At 51.9% G+C, this 17,886-nt stretch carries 18 protein-coding genes; 14 read left to right on the forward strand and 4 right to left on the reverse strand.

Going from position 1 to position 17,886, the window contains the following annotated elements:
* The 3 genes from ACMV5I_RS27445 to ACMV5I_RS27455 all read right to left on the reverse strand — a co-directional run.
* A partial coding sequence (locus tag ACMV5I_RS27445; RefSeq protein ID WP_414825753.1) for a hypothetical protein occupies positions 1-322 on the reverse strand: 322 nt, incomplete at its 3' end.
* A gap of 138 nt (positions 323-460) precedes the next feature.
* On the reverse strand, positions 461-1,153 hold the full coding sequence (locus ACMV5I_RS27450; RefSeq protein WP_024485069.1) for an HAD family hydrolase: 693 nt from the start codon (positions 1,151-1,153) through the stop codon (positions 461-463).
* 115 nt (positions 1,154-1,268) lie between these two features.
* The gene (locus tag ACMV5I_RS27455; protein WP_414825754.1) at positions 1,269-2,069 is read right to left on the reverse strand and encodes a winged helix-turn-helix domain-containing protein; all 801 of its coding nucleotides are present in this window, start codon (positions 2,067-2,069) and stop codon (positions 1,269-1,271) included.
* Between the two features lie 802 nt (positions 2,070-2,871).
* Between ACMV5I_RS27455 and ACMV5I_RS27460 the strand changes: the two genes are divergently transcribed.
* From ACMV5I_RS27460 to ACMV5I_RS27515, 12 genes are all read left to right on the forward strand, one after another.
* Positions 2,872-3,252 carry a winged helix-turn-helix domain-containing protein gene (locus ACMV5I_RS27460; RefSeq protein WP_414825755.1) on the forward strand — a complete coding sequence of 127 codons (381 nt, stop codon included), beginning with the start codon at positions 2,872-2,874 and terminating at the stop codon, positions 3,250-3,252.
* A 257-nt stretch (positions 3,253-3,509) separates the two neighbouring features.
* Positions 3,510-4,037, forward strand: a complete 528-nt coding sequence (locus ACMV5I_RS27465; RefSeq protein ID WP_414825756.1) for a fimbrial protein — start codon at positions 3,510-3,512, stop codon at positions 4,035-4,037.
* A 96-nt stretch (positions 4,038-4,133) separates the two neighbouring features.
* Positions 4,134-4,811, forward strand: coding sequence for a molecular chaperone (locus ACMV5I_RS27470; RefSeq protein ID WP_414825757.1), 678 nt, complete (start codon positions 4,134-4,136; stop codon positions 4,809-4,811).
* Between the two features lie 110 nt (positions 4,812-4,921).
* Positions 4,922-7,501, forward strand: coding sequence for a fimbria/pilus outer membrane usher protein (locus ACMV5I_RS27475; protein ID WP_414825758.1), 2,580 nt, complete (start codon positions 4,922-4,924; stop codon positions 7,499-7,501).
* Between the two features lie 7 nt (positions 7,502-7,508).
* Entirely contained in the window at positions 7,509-8,453 is a 945-nt protein-coding gene (locus tag ACMV5I_RS27480; protein WP_414825759.1) for a fimbrial protein, read from the forward strand.
* A gap of 68 nt (positions 8,454-8,521) precedes the next feature.
* Entirely contained in the window at positions 8,522-9,034 is a 513-nt protein-coding gene (locus tag ACMV5I_RS27485) for a fimbrial protein (RefSeq protein ID WP_414825760.1), read from the forward strand.
* A 28-nt stretch (positions 9,035-9,062) separates the two neighbouring features.
* Positions 9,063-9,569 carry a fimbrial protein gene (locus tag ACMV5I_RS27490; RefSeq protein WP_414825761.1) on the forward strand — a complete coding sequence of 169 codons (507 nt, stop codon included), beginning with the start codon at positions 9,063-9,065 and terminating at the stop codon, positions 9,567-9,569.
* A 156-nt stretch (positions 9,570-9,725) separates the two neighbouring features.
* Entirely contained in the window at positions 9,726-10,427 is a 702-nt protein-coding gene (locus ACMV5I_RS27495; protein WP_414825762.1) for a LuxR C-terminal-related transcriptional regulator, read from the forward strand.
* Positions 10,428-10,446: 19 nt separating this feature from the next.
* A complete protein-coding gene (locus ACMV5I_RS27500) occupies positions 10,447-11,121 on the forward strand; it encodes a LuxR C-terminal-related transcriptional regulator (RefSeq protein WP_414825763.1) in 675 nt (224 codons plus the stop codon).
* Between the two features lie 178 nt (positions 11,122-11,299).
* The gene (locus tag ACMV5I_RS27505) at positions 11,300-12,334 is read left to right on the forward strand and encodes a YeeE/YedE thiosulfate transporter family protein (RefSeq protein ID WP_414825764.1); all 1,035 of its coding nucleotides are present in this window, start codon (positions 11,300-11,302) and stop codon (positions 12,332-12,334) included.
* Between the two features lie 5 nt (positions 12,335-12,339).
* Positions 12,340-12,567, forward strand: coding sequence for a sulfurtransferase TusA family protein (locus tag ACMV5I_RS27510; RefSeq protein ID WP_024485057.1), 228 nt, complete (start codon positions 12,340-12,342; stop codon positions 12,565-12,567).
* Between the two features lie 192 nt (positions 12,568-12,759).
* On the forward strand, positions 12,760-12,996 hold the full coding sequence (locus tag ACMV5I_RS27515) for a DUF4282 domain-containing protein (RefSeq protein WP_021181593.1): 237 nt from the start codon (positions 12,760-12,762) through the stop codon (positions 12,994-12,996).
* 65 nt (positions 12,997-13,061) lie between these two features.
* On the opposite strand, the gene ACMV5I_RS27520 is transcribed toward ACMV5I_RS27515, so the two are convergent.
* Positions 13,062-13,811, reverse strand: a complete 750-nt coding sequence (locus ACMV5I_RS27520; protein WP_414825765.1) for an NAD-dependent epimerase/dehydratase family protein — start codon at positions 13,809-13,811, stop codon at positions 13,062-13,064.
* Between the two features lie 631 nt (positions 13,812-14,442).
* On the opposite strand from ACMV5I_RS27520, the gene bglF reads away from it, so the two are divergent.
* Positions 14,443-16,320, forward strand: coding sequence for a PTS beta-glucoside transporter subunit IIABC (gene bglF / locus ACMV5I_RS27525; protein WP_414825766.1), 1,878 nt, complete (start codon positions 14,443-14,445; stop codon positions 16,318-16,320).
* Positions 16,321-16,343: 23 nt separating this feature from the next.
* Positions 16,344-17,744, forward strand: coding sequence for a glycoside hydrolase family 1 protein (locus ACMV5I_RS27530; RefSeq protein ID WP_024485040.1), 1,401 nt, complete (start codon positions 16,344-16,346; stop codon positions 17,742-17,744).
* Positions 17,745-17,886 lie beyond the last annotated feature (142 nt).

The raw sequence follows: 17,886 nt of genomic DNA on the forward strand, positions 1-17,886 counted from the left end.
AAATTTCTGGCAAACTGTTTGTAAAGGCACGATGAGGTCTCTTCTGTTTTGTTAGCGCAACCAGTAGATCACACTTCATCGTGCCTTTCATTTTTTTGTGGGGATTCCTCAGCCCACAGGGAGAGGGAACCGATCGAGTTCGATTTTGGTTGCAGAAACCTACCTGACCACCGCACTGAATCAGCTCTCTTTTATCGATCACGTCACCGTACCAGCTATTTTTTTGCGTAGAGAGTAGGTCGATAACGGTACCTGACTGTTGCTCATAACCAGCTCCCTCTCCCAAGGGGACCGATCGAGTTCGCTGATTTCTCTGTGTCATTCCTTGTCTTTCCTTTCCTACACCCAATTTTACGAAGTAGCACAAGCCTACCAACGATGCAGGACAGCTCCCTCTCCCCGTGGGAGAGGGTTGGGGTGAGGGGCAAATAGGGATCGCTGGAGCTGGGAATTATTACGCTTACTGATCGGTCTTGCTGATAACGTTTGGCTCCGCCACGCGCAGCCTTTTGACCGCAGAGCGGCGCTTTGACCAGGCCGGATGGAAATGCCGCCAGTGAGCATCCTGAGCCGCAGCCAACAGTTCGTAGTCCCCGCGGGTATCGCCCCAGGCTCTGAGATGATAGTTCCCCATCGGACCATAGATACTTTCCAGGCGTTCAACCTTCTGCCCACAGCGGCAGTTATGGCCGGTGATGCGCCCGGTGAGCTTCCCGTCGACCACTTCCAACTGAGTACCAATCAGCTTGATGCCCAAACGATCGGCAAACGGCTGTAGCACCAGGGCCGGTGAAGCGGAACAAATCGTCACTTCAGCGCCGGAGCTGACCTCCATGGCAACCGCAATCAGCCCGGAAGGGCGCATCAGCTTGGTCCAATAGGCCGAACAAAAAGCTTCCGCCTGCTGACGGAACCAGTGCTCATCTACCCCGGTCAGGAAAACCTTAATCAGGGTTTCTTTTAGCTCGTCGCGGGTGAGTTTTTTGCGCATATGCTTAAACGCAGGCTGTGCCAGCTGCAACAAGCGCCGCGCAAAGACACGCCGCCCAAAAGCGAAACGCAGAAATGGGATAAAACTGTCGTGGTGAGTCAGCGTTCCGTCAAAATCAAAAACCGACAAAACTTGCGTTGTACGACTTGCCTCTGTATCCATCTTTAAATCATACCTCTACTGTGCAATACCGGGCGTTTTCCCAATCTGGAGGATGATAGCAGAACTCCCCCGCAGGTTGAATTTTTGCCAACCTGGCATGCCAATCCCCTATCCATTATTGGTGATTAAGCCTTGCCCTGACGGTGGAAAGTTTAAACCGTACGGAACAGTTGAGATCTCCTGACCTATCGCTTTCACACAAATTAAACAGCGCTTCATCGGATAGCAGTTGGTTTACCACATAGATGAATTCACCCGGGCTGCAGGCCACATCTTGCGCGGTCAAATAATTAATATATTGGCTGTAGTTTTCCGTGGAGTCATTCTTGCTGACATAAACCGAGCACTGGTTTATGTCAGCAATTTTATTACGTGTCGAAACGTATTGGCTATTTTGCGAGCGGATAGTAAATAGCAATAACACGCAGGTGATAACGAACATGAGGAATTTGATTTTTTTCAGTTTATTGAGAAAGAGACTGCTCGGTGTTGCCCTCGAGGGAGGTTCGCACTGGGTCACTACCTCCGTTGAGATCTCATTGGTGCTGGTCTCTTTAAGGACAATATCCTGCTCTTCTTCCTCAATCGCCTGCACGATCCCGGTAAATCTTACGCCATATTTAGGAATGGTTTGGATCACTGGGGTTCTTATGCCCGCATTGCGTAGGCCTTTTCTCAGCAGGCTAATGTTCTGATGGAAGGTGTTGGCGGTAACGTATTGGCCATTGTTTTCCCATACCTCACTGAAAAATTTAGTTTTATTAATTTTGATGCCGGGTTGTTGCAGCATCAACAACAGGCAACGGCTGGCGGGAACGTTTAACGCCGTTTCTTTTCCTCTGTTCCCCATCGGGATTAGCCGATGCTGCTCGGGATGGAACACCACCAAGTCATTGATGATAAATTTTTCTTTCACTCTCAGTTACCTTTCTGCGCTCATCAAGCTCCATCTCGCGGTTCCCTAAACGTCGTTAACATCAAAATTTCACCTATCGCCATGATTTATAAATTTTCGTTTTTAATCAAAGAGATATAAGGATTTCTTAACTGACGTTGCTAGCTAAAAAAATCTTAATCCTGGGCTATGAATTGATTGTTAATCATTAAAATCAATGTGTTGTGTGAATTTATCAACTCGCTGTTTACGTAGTGTCTAGCGGGCTCACAACTCACCCAGATAGCTTAATCCCCCCTGATAACAGCAGGGATAACGCTGTATCTATCATAAAATCAATGAATAAAGCAAATTCACTCGGAGTATTCCTGCCTCTGCTCTATTATTTTCATCAACAGCGAGACGGGCAGCATGACTACAGCAGGACTGGGTGATGAATGTTGAAGTGGGTCTCCGCTAGGTTATAAAGGATAAGTTTCCGGTGAGGGATGTAATTTATGCTACTGATGGGAAACAATAAATTTAAACATGTAGTTATATTGTCTACTTATTGTTGGTTTTCAATATTATTAACTATGATTTGGCTTTCAGTGTAAATGTCACGTTGAGATTCTTCCTATATCTGCCAGGTCTCTGTTAGTTGGTTTTATCCACTGGCTTTGCGTTATATGTAAGGATAAAGGACTGACTTGATGTGGATATTCATCGAGTTACAACAATTTCGCATGTATTGCCAACAGGTATAGGGATCACTCTATAATGCGCAAATAAAGGAGACTTGGCGTTTTTTTTGCTTACGGCGAAACGAAAATCCGAGATACATATGGACAATAGACTGTTTGGTTTTTTACTCGATGATGATATTCAGCTCGATATTGCCAATAAAAGGCTGGTTTGTTACCGGGCTGAGACCTCCGAAGACGCGATGTTCTTTAAAGTTGTCACGCTGAATGATGTGCAATTAAGGCTGTTACTGCTGTTGTTGGGCAGTGAGCCCGGTGCCGTTGTGTTAAAGAATGACATCTTAGATAACGTTTGGGAAAAGAGCGATTCATTCCCATCGAACCAACGGTTATGGTATTTAATCAAAGTGCTACGAAATAAATTGGCCTCGATAGGTATTTCAGAGAGTTTTATCTCGAATGCTCATGGCGTAGGATACTTTTTGGATGGCCATAATGTAGCACCCATTTTTGTTGGCTAGCTAAATAAATAGCGATAAATACCTCATCTCTTTTTAAGAGTGACGCTTAACGAAATGAGCAGGTATTACTACGTCAAAATTTTGAGCTGGTTAATTGCAAGAACATCCTGTTGGTGAATTAAATTCGCCTGCATGTTGATGTCAAGCTATTGGAAGAACGATTTTTCGGTAACGTCAATAGCAATACATGGAACGATGCTTCGGCATCAAATTAAATAATGATGCAGACTCACTGCATCCACAAGGAAATGTTTCACATGAAAAAGACTATTATCGCTGCTGCTCTGGCTACTGCTGCTCTGACCTCTGTTTCTGCTTTTGCTGCTGATGGCCAAGTTAAATTCACCGGCGAAATCATCGATGCGGCTTGTACGGTAGAAAACAGCGTTACCAACCCACTGGAAGTCACGCTGGGTAAAGTAGCCAAGAGCGCCTTTACTATCTCTGGTGACAAAGCTGCCGCAACCAAGTTTACCCTGAAATTGACCAACTGCCCGGATACCGTTTCTTTGGCTTCCGTGAAGTTTGATGGTACTTCAGTAAACGGTGACAACAGCATTCTGGCGTTGACTCAGGGTGCTGGCGTAGCGACTGGCGTAGGTATCCAACTGTCTGACGATAGCAATACCGTACTGCCTTTGTTCACCGCATCTAAAGCCTATTCCCTGCAGTCAGGTAGCGTGACCAACAACCTGGACTTCGTAGCGCGTTATATCTCTACCGCTGCTGATGTGACCCCAGGCCCGGCCAACGCTACCGCCAGCTTCAGCATTAACTACAACTAATCAATTTCTGCCAGCCCCACAGTCTTGGGTTGGCAGGATGCGTGACAGGCCAGCAGAACTTTTGTTGGCCTATTTTTCCCATCATGGAGTCAAGTTATGAAATTTATTCCTACTGTACTACTGGTAGCCACGCTGGTGAGCGCGGGTGCAGCCCAAGCCGGCGTTGTTGTTGGTGGTACGCGCCTGATTTTCGACGGTGCGAAGAAGGAGTCTTCACTGAGCGTCAATAACCCGGACAAAGTGCCTTATCTCATCCAGACCTGGGTAGAGACCACCGGTGGTGGCGCTGAGAAAGCCCCCTTTATGGTGACGCCACCGCTGTTCCGTCTGGACGGTGGTCAGGAGAACGTACTGCGCGTGGTTCGTGCGGGCGGCAACCTTCCTGAGGACAAAGAATCGCTGTACTGGATGAACATCAAGTCCATCCCGTCGGCACAGAAGACTGACAATCAAAACACGCTGCAAATCGCCGTTAAGACACGCATCAAACTGATTTATCGCCCGCAGGGGTTGAAAGGAATGCCGGAAGAGGTCACCGAGAAACTCTCCTGGCGGCGCAGTGGCAATAGCCTGCAAGTGACCAACCCGACACCCTATTACATGAACTTTATGGAAGTGAAGGTCGGCGGTCAGGTAGTGAAAGATGCGACCTATGTTGCACCTGGGGGGACGGCGAGCTTTACGCTACCAGCGGGTGCCAGTGGCGGCAACGTGAGTTGGAAGCTTATTAGTGATTACGGTGGGATAGGGCAGCAGCACACCGGATCACTGTAATTCTCACTGGCGACAAGACCAATACATAAAAAGCATGAGTCATTCACATCATCAGTGTGGATAGGGATCCAGGGTTGTCGGCCGCCCTGCAGGTACATGGAGCAATACGGATGAAACAGCAAGTCCAGGCGAAGCAAAGGCCTTCGCCGCGCGTCAGTCGATTGGCGTATTTCATTGCAGCACAGCTCACGCTGCTGGGCGGGATATCTTTCGGCGCACAGGCTCGTGATTATTTTAACCCGGCATTGTTGGAACTGGACAATCCACAGCAGGGCAAGACCGACCTGACGGTGTTTGAAGATGGTGCCACTCAGGCCCCGGGGACTTATCGCGTTGATATTTACCTCAACAACGAGCAACAAGAAACACAGGATATTGAGTTTAGCATGCAGAAAGACGCCAATGGTGCCGATAGTCTGCAACCCTGTCTAAGCGTCGCACAACTTAACGCGATGGGCGTCAAGACCGATCTGTTCCCAGGATTGGGTGATGACAAGGCGCAATGTGCCAACCTGAGCGGTATTCCGCAGGCCAGTGCCGAATTCCGCTTCGGTGCACAACAACTGCTGTTGAGTATTCCGCAGGCGGCGATGTCGCAGCAAGCTCGTGGCTATGTGCCGGAAAGTCAGTGGGATAACGGTATCCCTGCCCTGCTACTTAACTACAGCCTGAGTGGCGCCAATAACTATGCGCGCAACGGGGATAGTACCAATAGCAACAGCCAATTTGCCAATCTGCGCCCTGGGATCAACATGGGCCCTTGGCGGCTGCGCAACTACACCACCTGGAACCGCGACACTAATGGCCAGGATAAGTGGAATACCATTTATACCTATCTGGCGCGCGACATTGTTCCGCTCAAGAGCCAGTTGATCATGGGTGACAGCAGTTCACCCTCCGACGTCTTCGATAGCGTGCCGTTCCGTGGTGCTCAGTTGGCATCCGATGACGACATGATCCCGGATAGCCTGAAAGGCTATGCACCGGTAGTACGCGGTATCGCGCGGACCAATGCGCAGGTGACTATTCGCCAGAATGGTTATGTGATTTATCAGAGCTTTGTGGCACCAGGTGCGTTTGAAATCAACGATATGTTCCCGACCGGGGGCAGCGGTGACTTGCTGGTCACCATTAAAGAAGCTGACGGTAGTGAACAGCAACTGGTGGTGCCATTTGCTTCATTGCCAGTCTTGCAGCGCGAAGGCCGTTTGAAATATGCCGTCACCAGTGGGCAATACCGCTCTTACGACAGCAGCGTAGACAAAACTCTGTTTAGCCAAGGCACGGCGATTTATGGCCTGCCAGCCGGTTTCACTGCTTATGGCGGTGGTCAGTTTGCCAGCCCATACCAGTCTCTGGCGTTAGGGGTGGGCAAGAACTTCGGTGATTTTGGTGCGCTTTCTGTGGATGTGACCCAGGCATGGTCCACCATGCAAGATCGGGCCAAGGAGGACGGTCAATCATGGCGTCTGCGCTACAGCAAGAACATCGTGCAGACCGGGACCAACTTTGCCATTGCCGGTTATCGCTACTCGACCGATGGCTACTACAGCCTGCAGGAAGTGTTGGATACCCACCGTGACCAGGGCAGCCAGACGCTGGTCGAGCGTCGGCGTAATCGCTCCGAACTGACCATGAGCCAGAACCTGTGGGAAGGAGCCGGTTCGGTGTCGCTGAGCTGGATCAGTGAGGATTACTGGAATAGCGACCGTACCATGCGTTCGATAGGTGCCGGTTACAACAACAGCTGGAACGGCATCAGCTATGGGTTGAACTACAGCTTTAACGAGAACTCGACGGCCAGCGGCGTCAATGGCGGAGCCAGCGGACGGGTGTACGACCGGGATCAGGTGTTCGCCTTTAACGTCAGCGTACCGTTAAGCCGTTGGATGAATAACACCTACGCTACTTACAACCTGAATACCAGCCAGAAAGGCGGCACCAGCAACAGCCTGGGTATGAACGGGACGGCGTTGGCGGATAACAACCTGAACTGGGGCGTGAGACAAGGTTATACCAGCCAGGGAGTGGGCAACAGCGGCAACCTGAACACCAACTATCGTGGCACCTATGCGGAAGTGAATGCGGGATATGCGTATGACCGCAATAGCCAACGCCTGAACTACGGCCTGCAAGGCGGGATTGTGGCCCATGAAAATGGGGTGACTTTCGGCCAGTCACTGGGTGAAACCATCGCGCTGGTGCAGGCGCCGGGTGCTAACGGGGTTGGGATTGGCGGCCAGACGGGCGTCAAGACCGACTGGCGTGGTTATGCCATCGTGCCGTACACCGCGCCATACCGCAAAAACCAGGTACAGCTGAATACCGAAACCTTGCCGGACAATGTCGATCTGACGTTGACCAGCCAGAAAGTCGTACCGACTCGCGGTGCCGTGGTCAGAGCTAGCTACCAGACCAATGTGGGCCAACGCGTGTTGATGACCCTGTTACGCCAAGGTGGGGCACCTGTGCCGTTCGGTGCCACGGTGAGCGATCCGGCCCAGCAGACGGCACAAGGCTTTATTGTCGGCGATGGCGGCCAGGTCTATCTGACCGGGCTGGCAGACAGCGGCAGCCTCAATGTGAAGTGGGGCACGGCGGCAGATCAACAGTGTCAGGTGCGTTATACCCTGACAAAACAGACAACAGATAATGCCGGCGTTCAGATTTTGAACGGGCAATGTCAGTGAGAAGACCATGATGAATCTTAAAATGAACAGAAAATTCGTGATACTTTCAGGGCTGCTGTTGACTGGCACCCTGACCGTTGGTGAGGCCAATGCAGAGTGTCCATGGCTTGCCGGAGTCCAGGTACCCACTTCAATAAGTGTCGATCCAACGCTCCCGGTTGGCACGATTTTGGCAACGACGTCCTTTACCTGGGGCACCATAGTCAGACCTGGGTGTGTACTTCCTGGAGGTACCAGTCAAACATTCACGTTGGATGGTATGGGTACGCCTAATGGAAATCTGTACCCAACCTCGGTTCCTGGTTTGGCCTATAGAGGGAAGATCACTGGCTGGCCTAGTGCTTTTCTGAATTTTTGGCCCGTATCAGTCCCCAATTGGATCGTAGGCGATAATACGGTTTCCAGAGGGACGGTAATTGTCGAGTTTGTGAAAACCGGCCCTTTGCAACCAGGGACATTGGCCCCACAAGTGATTATGGTTGCTCAAATAGCGGGTAAGCCATGGTTCAACGTGTACATGGAAGGCTCAATTAATATTAAACCCACTGTGCCAGCCTGTAATACCAGCACCCCAACGATAGACGTACAGCTAAACCCGATATCACCAACGGATTTGCCTAGCGTCGGGGCAACAGCGGGCAGGAAGGATTTTGCGATTAAATTATCGTGCGGTGCGCCTGCCAATATTAGCCTCAATTTTAGCGGTGACGTGGTTGATGCCTCACAGGCCGTATTCCGCAATACTAATGCAACAACCGGTAGCAGTGTGGCCGTACAGATACTGAAAGATAGTAATCCAGTCCCTGTGGGGGCCGGTAACAATATTAATATTGGCGCGGCGGTTTCTAATGAGATAACTACCCAGTTTACCGCAAGATATTACGCACTGACGAATAACGCTCAAGTGGGTGATGTCAGTTCAGTCGTGACTGCCAATATTGTTTATAACTAACTGCCCGATATTTTTGGGATGCTATCCCATCTGATGATTTACTCTCAACAATAAATATGGATATGATCATGAGTAATAAAATAAAGTATGGAATTGTAGCGCTGGCGATATTTTCCGGCATGGCGTCTGCTGCTGATGTGACCATCAATGTCAGTGGCAAAGTGATTGCGTCCCCTTGCGTTCTGGATACGGCGAGCAATATTTCCGTGGATCTTGGGCAGAATTTGCAGGCCGCCGATTTGAACGCCAATGGTAAATACAGTGCCTGGGTACCGTTCTCATTGAAAGTAAAAAACTGCCCCACCTCAACCACTAGTGTGGTTGCTACCTTTAGCGGCACCGCAGACACTGCGGCTGCCACCCGTTTGTATAAAAATACCGGCGGAGCCTCAAACCTGGCGGTTGAGCTACAGCAAGAAGACTCGCCTAACAAGGCGTTAGGTAATAACCAAACGCTGACGGTAGCCAGAGCAGCGGATAATACTGCGGAGTTCAAGTTGCAGGCCAGGGCTTGGGCAACGGGAGCTGCCTCCACAGGCACTATCGCTTCAGTGGTGTCTGCCACCTTTACTTATAACTAAGTGGAACCATAGAAATGAGGGGTGCGCGATGAATATTCTATTGAAGGTGGGTATGTCTCTTCTCCTTGTCTCTGGCTCGTGTGGCGCAGTAGATATGACTCTTGGCGGCAAAGTTATTGCCACCCCTTGCCTAGTGGATACCGGTTCGGTGAGCCAGGATGTGGACTTTGGCCAACTGCGTACCACCGATCTTAAAACGGCAGGCAGCAGCAGCGAATGGCAACCGTTTGAGGTAAAATTGAAGAGTTGTCCGTTATCAACCAGCAAGGTGACGGTGACCTTATCGGGGAACGTGGTCAGCGGAGATGCGACACTGTTTGCCAACGCGGGCACGGCTGCTAATGTGGCCGTGCAGATTGCTGAGGATGCCAACCGCAGTAACCTGTTGCCCAACGGTGGCGCTGGCATGACGGTTAACGTCGATGCACTGCGTAGCGCGACTTATGCTTTGGTTGGGCGGATGAATAGCCCGATGGGGAATACTGGGCCAGGCACCATCAACAGCGTAGTGCAAATGAACTTTACCTATCAGTAATATGGCTTGCTGTGTAAGACGGTGCAGCTAAGCGGGCGCAGCATGCTGCGCCCCTACGGGCAAATATGCACAACCCGTACAATTATCACTGGCGAGCGGTTTTCCAATAGAAAACACTGCGGGCAGGCCGACGTCATAAGCAATGGAAGAGATATTATGATGCTCTCATTAGAGGTGATAGAACCGATTTCAAATGCCGTACCCAAGGTGTGGCATATTGAAACGGTATTAATCATGGAAACCTGCCCGATGGCCTTAACGGGGATCCGCCGTTTACTTGCTCAGCCTTATTTTCAGGTTACGCACTGTCTGGAGATACCCAAGGCGGTCGATATTCCGCTAATAATGAAGCGGCATGAGGCCGATCTGGTGATCATGGAGTTAAGCGGTGAAGGTGAGTCAATACTGGATGGCTTGAATATCATTAATCAGTATCTGGCTGATTGGCCATTGGCCCCGTTGATCGTCTGCACCGCATTAACGGATGCCCGGCTGTTAAAACAGTTGGCGGCGATGGGGGTTAACGGTATTTATCTCAAGCAGGACCCGTTGTCGGCCTTGATCGAGTGTGTACGTCAGGTGATGGATGATAAATACAGCCATAGCCCTCAAGCCACGGCGCTGGTCGATCGTGGTTTCAGCCGCTCGCCGCCGCCTATGCTGACCTATCGCGAAATGGAAGTATTAAGGTGTCTGTTTACCGGCAAAAGCGTAACGGCAACGGCGTTGGCACTCCATCGTGACATCCGCACCGTCAGCTCCCATAAACGTAATGCCATGAGCAAATTAGGATTTGATAACGACAGCGAGCTGTATAGCTGGGGAACCTGGTTGTCCCAGAAAGGATTGTCGGCGTAATAAAGAGGCACTATTCATCATGAAAGATCACACAGCAACGATAAACCTGGCGATTGTCGCCCGCAGCCCATTGATCCGCCTGGGGATCGTACAGTTTATTCAGGATTTGCAGCTCGGTTATCGCAGCGATCTGATTGCCTCGTCCTTGTTATCTCTGTATGAGAAAGCGGACATAGCTGCCATCAAGATGTTGGTGGTGGAACTCAGTGGCTCGCCAGCAGAAATTGCCCAAATGATCCGCTATTTGCAGGTACTGGCGGAGCAAGTTCCAAGGCTAAAAATCGTGGTCTACAGCGGATGCCGCGACGTTGCCATCCTGGCTCCCTTGCAGTCGCAAAAACAGTTTAGCCTAGTAGCGCAGCAGGAGAATTCGGCACAAATACGCCGGAATATGATGGTGGCGTTGGCCGGTGGCAGAGTGTGCAGCCCCAGTATCAGGCACTATTTTGAGCGGACGAACCTGCAGGAACAGTCGGGGGCCAAAGTGTTGACCAATACCGAGCGCAAGGTGATGTCCCATCTGTTCGCTGGGTTAAGCATGGCCGATATTGCGGCGTTGTATCACCGCAGTATCAAAACCATCAGCGCGCATAAATGCAACAGCATGCGTAAGCTAGGGGTGGATAATGACGCCGATCTTTTTCTACGGTTACGTCGCGATATTGTACTGGCGGATAATGCCTTCACGGATTGAATTTCAGTAACGTGCTGGGTGCCGAATGGGTATACCGCTTAAAAAACCGATCACGCCCGCAATATCCCTCCTATTTGTATGACTTCTCCGTTTCTAGCGAGTAAAATGCCTGCGCCCTACCCAGGGCAAGTTGTTTACAATCTGGATATGGCATAGCCATAAAAAGGAGTCTTCCCAAATGACAGGTCTGTTTCTGGGGTTCCTTCTTGGATTTATCATGCAACGCGGGCGCTTTTGTATGGCCGGCGGTCTGAGAGACCTCTATCTGTTCCGCGATGGGCGCATGACCCTCGCTATCCTCATTATCATCACCCTGCAAAGCATCGGTTTGTTCGCCTTCGTTGCCCTCGGCTGGGCCAAGCTCCCCGGCGGGGATTTCCGCTGGCTGGCGACGCTGGTCGGTGGCGTTACCTTCGGTATCGGCATGGGGCTGGCAGGTTCCTGCTCCACAGGTGCTTACTACCGCGCTGCCGAGGGGCTGGCTGGCAGCATGATTGCTGTTGTCGGTTTTGTTGTTGCCAGTTGGTATATTCGCCAGCCGGGCGGCAAACAGCTGTTTGCTCCCATCAGCGCCCCTGCCTTACCATCAGCTTCGCTGATGCAGACATTCGGCATGTCTCCCTGGCCTGCGGTAGCGCTGTTAACCGTGCTGACGGTCGTGCTGGTCTGGCGCCACCTGAAACGTAAATCCTTTCCCGTTCCGCAACCCAAACCGCGCAAACAGGGCATTGCCCACTGGCTGTTCGAAGCACGCTGGCACCCCTTCGTCAGCGCGGTATTGATCGGCGTGATCGCGCTGCTGGCATGGCCTTCCAGCTTGGAATCGGGTCGGGTTGGCGGTTTAGGCATCAGCGGCCCCAGTGCGCAGCTGTTCTCGTTAATCACCGAGGGTAAAACCGGCTTCTTCGGTTGGGCGGGCTACTTGCTGATCGGGATTTTCGCAGGTGCGCTGGTGGCTGCCTGGGGAAGTCAGGAGTTGCGGCTGCGTTCGCCCGGCCTCCCGACAATGGTCAAAAGTCTGTTTGGGGGAGGGCTGATGGGGATCGGCAGCGGGTTGGCTGGCGGCTGTATGCTGGGCAATACCATCGTCAACACGGCCTGGTTCTCCTGGCAGGGCTGGCTGTTTATCCCCTGCATCCTGTTGGGCAGCTGGCTGGTCAGCTATTTCACCATTATTCTTCCGAACCAATCGATTAAAACAAAAGAGGCTTGAGGACTATGAAAACGATCACTCTGGATACCACCGGTAAACTTTGCCCGTTCCCGCTGATGGAAGCCAAAAAGCACATTGAACAATTGGGTTCTGGCGACCTGCTGGTGATTGAATATGACTGCGCTCAGGCCACGGAAAACCTGCCGCGCTGGGCGGTTGAAGCAGGGCACAGCGTGACGGATTTCCAGCAAACCGGTGATGCCCGCTGGCAGATTAGTATTCAGAAGGGGTAGAGTTATCTGTTCTAACTTGGGAGTTTTTTCCGGGTTAGAGCCGGCTTGAGCATCGCTACGTCTTTAAACGTAGGGAAAACAATCCATCATGTATTCTTACCTTTTGTCATCTTTGGCCAGTATACTTAATTCCAGCTTGAGGGCGCTTTGCCGCTCAGGAACGGTCAACCTTAACGAATGAAGGGATACACAATGAAAAACATTTTCTTTTTTGATGCGATGCTGACACCGAAAATCATTACCGGTGTTTATTGGCTTTGCCTGTTGGGCATCCTGGTCGGTGGCATCGGGTCGATGTTCTATGGTGAGTTTTTCCGTGGTCTGCTGGGCATGATCATTGGCGGTGTCTTTACCCGTGTCTGTTTTGAAATGGTGATCATCGCCTTCAAAAATAACGAGTACCTACGCAAGATTGCTGAAAAGCCGTAATGTGGTGAACGGCAGACCTTCCCTCACCGGGCTCGTAGCGTAGGGGCGCAGCGTACTGTGCCCGCTCAGCTAAACCCAAGCAGGGTAAACGCATCGTCCTCGGGGTAGTAATCCAGCAGTCGCGTGGTCTCCTCTAACGACAGTCGCTTATAGCGATTGTTAGAGATGCCATGCACCACCGCATGCTGCACATGGGTAACGCGGATGCAGCGATCGAGCAGGTCGGCGGCATCCCGGTGGCTCAGGAAGGCGCTCATATCCCGCGCGCTGATCTGCTGGCCCGCTTCCAACGTCGTGAAGTTGGCAATCCGCACCGACAGTGCAGAAAGCCCCTCCTGATGGGCAAAATAGGCGGCGATCCCTTCGCCAAACGCCTTGCTGGCCCCGTACATATTCTTTGGCTTCGGCGCATCGTCCGGGCGCACCTGATAATCCAACGGATAACCTTCTACCGCTTGTGCACTGCTGGCAAACACCACGCGTTGGCAGCCTGCGTCTTTCGCCGCGCGGAAGATGTTGAACGTGCCAAGGATGTTGTTGTTCATCAGTGAAGAACAGAAATCGGCATCCGCGGAGGGATCGGCGGCCAAATGTAGCACGGTATCGATGTTGGCGCAGGCTGCCCGGCAAGCCTCGATATCGGTGATATCGAACGTCAGTACCTCGTCATTGGACCGTAAATGAGAGATCAGGCCAGCTTCTTTTTCTGCCAGGCGAAAGTCGTAACGGTGGCCAGCAAACTGCCTGAACGCTGTCGCCACTCGGCCACCGGCACCAGTAATTAACACCCGCCCAAGTTCTGTACGTAATGCCATGGCTACTGCTTTCCCTAAAACAAATTTTCTGGAGACTAGTAATAATACTCCGAGCTATGTTTGTCCATCTTTTAGTTAGTGATTCTGATGTGTTTTCTGGATTGATTAAGATTTTCCTTAGTATTTAATCGGGTTTTGAGAGGGTTTTGTGGCTAATCAAAAATGAGTATAATGATAAATTCAATGAAACAAATAGCTCGAAATTAAATCGTAATTCAATGTTATTTAATGGCTTTAGCCTTAATTGATTATGTTTTGTTGCGTTCTATGACATATCTTTACTGTAAATTACACCCTGGCAATAGGTTAAAGTACGTAATGTTTTTTGTGGCTAGCTAGCGGTACAAAAACGTTGGGGGGATGGCAGGGGATTTTGTCTACTGGATCACACTTCGGCAACTTTGTGGCGGAAAGCCTTGCCGCACTGAAAAACAGAATGTTACCGTCATAGCTCAACCGATTTAGGGTTGTCACTGCTTTGGCAGGCAAAACCTAAACCTCGAGTTTCTGTTTCCCCACGTTGGGATCAGAGGCCGCGAGGTTTAGGTTTTTTTTTGCGCTGAATTCCTCCACGACGATTGGCCATCACCGTGGCTGGGGAGCAGCAAGGTTAAGCGTTAAGGATGCAACCATGAAATATCAGGAATTAGCCAGTGAGATCTTGGCCGGCGTCGGTGGCCGCGACAATGTGAAAAGCCTGGTGCATTGCGCCACCCGTCTGCGTTTTAAACTGCAAGAACACGGCAAGGCGGATGCGGAGGCGCTGAAGAAAAACCCGGGCGTCATTATGGTCGTGGAAAGCGGTGGCCAGTTTCAGGTGGTGGTAGGTAACCACGTCGGGGAGGTTTATAACGCCTTGAATGTGCAGCTTGGCGCAGATGAGGAAACGTCTGCCAACGCACAAGAAGAAAAAAAGGAGAATCTGCTCAGCCGCTTTATCGACGTGGTTTCCGGCATTTTTACCCCGTTGCTCGGTGTGATGGCGGCTTCGGGGATCCTGAAGGGTTTTCTGGCATTGAGCTTGGCCTGTGGTTGGCTGTTGGAGAATAGCGGCACCTACAAGTTGCTGTTTGCGTCGAGTGACGCGCTGTTCTATTTCTTACCGATCATGCTGGGTTACACCGCTGGTAAGAAATTTGGCGGTAACGTTTTTGTCACCATGGCTATTGGTGGGGCGTTGACGCATCCGTTGATGATGGGGGCTTTTGAGGCGGCTCAGCTTCCGGGTGCCCAGCCGGAGTATTTCCTCGGTATCCCTATCACCTTTATCAACTACAGCTCGTCGGTCATTCCGATCATTTTTGCCGCCTGGGTGTCCTGCCGCCTGGAGCCGCTATTTAACCGCGTGTTGCACAGTGCATTGCGTAATTTCGTGACGCCGTTGATGTGCCTGGTGATCACCGTGCCGCTCACCTTCCTGCTGATTGGCCCGGCAGCTACCTGGCTGAGCCTGATGTTGGCCAACGGCTATCAGGCAATCTATGCCTTTAACCCGATCGTTGCCGGTGCCTTTATGGGGGCGGCCTGGCAGGTCTGTGTGATCTTTGGCCTGCATTGGGGGCTGATACCGCTGATGCTCAACAATATGAGCGTATTTGGGCGCGACACCCTGTCCCCACTGCTGCTGCCTGCGGTGATGGGGCAAGTGGGGGCTACATTGGGCGTGATGCTGCGTACCCGCGATGCCAAGCTGCGGGTGATGGCGGGCTCTGCCGTTACCGCCGGTATCTTCGGAATTACCGAGCCTGCGGTGTACGGGGTCACGCTGCCAAACAAACGGCCATTTATTTTCGGCTGTATCGGCGGGGCGTTGGGGGGTGCGGTGATCGGTTACTTCCACACGGCAACCTACTCGTTTGGTTTGGTCAGTATTTTCACCTTTGCCCAGATCATTCCGGCGGGCGGCTTTGATGCGACGGTCCTGGGGGCGATTGCCGGTACCTTGGTGTCGTTTGTGTTTGCGGCCATTGCCAGCTATCTGTTCGGCATCGTACCGCCAGCGGAACAACCGGCTGAAGCGGCACCAGCCCAAGCTCCACAGGCATCGCTCAACCGTAAGCAGCAGGTGACCAGCCCGATTGCTGGCGACATCATCCCGTTGGAACAGGTTCGGGATGCCACCTTTGCCAGCGGCCTGCTGGGTAAAGGCGTGGCCATTATGCCTCACCAGGGCCGAGTGGTGGCCCCAGCCAATGGATGTGTGGTATCGCTATTTAAAACCAAGCACGCCATCGGCATCGAATCGGATGAGGGCGCCGAAGTGCTCATCCACGTGGGTATCGATACCGTCAAGCTTAACGGTCTGCATTTTACCGCCCATATCAAAGAGGGCGATCGCGTTAAACAGGGCGATCTACTGATCGAGTTTGACCAAGAGGCGATCCGTGCCGCGGGCTTTGATACCACCACACCGATCATCATCAGCAACAGCGACGACTATGTCGATGTGCTTACTAGCGGCCAAAGCCCGGTGCAGGAACAGGCACCGCTGCTGACACTATTACGTTAATCAGGTTTATTGAGGAGAAAGCGATGAGTTGCAAATTTCCACAGCATTTTCTATGGGGCGGCGCGGTCGCGGCAAATCAGGTAGAAGGCGCGTATCTGGAAGATGGCAAAGGCCTTTCGACGTCAGATCTGCAGCCCCAAGGGATCTTTGGCGGGCTGACGCCGCGCGTTGCCGGAGACAGCGGTATCAAGGATGTGGCGATCGATTTCTACCACCGTTACCCTGAAGATATCGCGTTGTTTGCCGAGATGGGCTTCAAGTGCCTGCGTACCTCGATCGCCTGGACGCGTATCTTCCCGCAAGGGGACGAAGAAGTGCCGAATGAAGCCGGGCTGGCATTTTACGATCGACTGTTCGACGAGATGGCAAAATACGGCATTCAGCCGTTGATCACCTTGTCGCATTACGAAATGCCCTATGCATTGACGCAAAAGTATGGCGGTTGGGGCAATCGCCAACTTATTGAGTTCTTCGAGCGTTACGCCCGCACGGTGTTCGAGCGTTACAAGCACAAGGTCAAACACTGGCTGACCTTTAATGAGATCAACATGTCGCTGCATGCGCCGTTCACCGGCGTGGGTCTGCCGGAAGACAGCAGCAAAAGCGAGATTTACCAGGCGATCCACCATCAGCTGGTAGCCAGCGCCAAGGCGGTAAAAGCCTGCCATGAGATCGTGCCGGACGGTAAGATCGGTAATATGTTGCTGGGCGGTATTCTTTATCCGCTGAGCTGCAAGCCGGAAGACCTGTTGGAAACCCAGCGTCAGAATCGCGACTGGATGTTCTTCGGTGACGTACAGGTGCGCGGTGCGTACCCGGCCTATATGAAGCGCTTCTTCCGTGAGAACGACATTCAGGTAACGATCACCGAGGAAGACAAGCAGGCGCTGCGCGAAACCGTCGATTTCATCTCGTTCAGTTACTATATGAGTGGCTGCGTGACCACCGACGAAGAAAAGAACCAGACCGCCCGGGCCAATATCCTCAACATGGTGCCTAACCCGCATCTGGCAAGCTCGGAATGGGGCTGGCAGATTGACCCGGTGGGGCTGCGCTATCTGCTCAACGTGCTGTATGACCGCTATCAGAAACCGCTGTTTATCGTTGAGAACGGCCTGGGGGCGAAAGACCGCATCGAGGCCGACGGCAGCATCAACGACGATTACCGCATTGACTATATCAACGACCATCTGGTGCAGGTTGCGGAAGCGATCGACGATGGAGTTGAGGTGATGGGTTATACCAGTTGGGGGCCGATCGATCTGGTCAGTGCTTCCAAAGCGGAGATGGCGAAGCGCTACGGCTTTATTTATGTCGATCGCGATGATGCAGGTAACGGCAGCCTGGAGCGCCGCCGCAAGAAGAGTTTCTACTGGTATCGCGATGTGATCCATAGCAACGGCAGCAGCTTGAAGATCAAGTAATTACTCAGGAAAACAGGCCCCTCACCCCAACCCTTATGTCTTGATCTTCTCCGCCTTAGCGGAGAAGATCCCCGACTGATCATCGGGAGATAGCCGGTGAGCTCCCCCTAACCCTAGTGCCTATGAGCCCGTGGGAGAGATT

This window comes from Serratia sp. T13T92 (genome assembly GCF_047530105.1).
Lineage (GTDB): Bacteria > Pseudomonadota > Gammaproteobacteria > Enterobacterales > Enterobacteriaceae > Chania > Chania fonticola.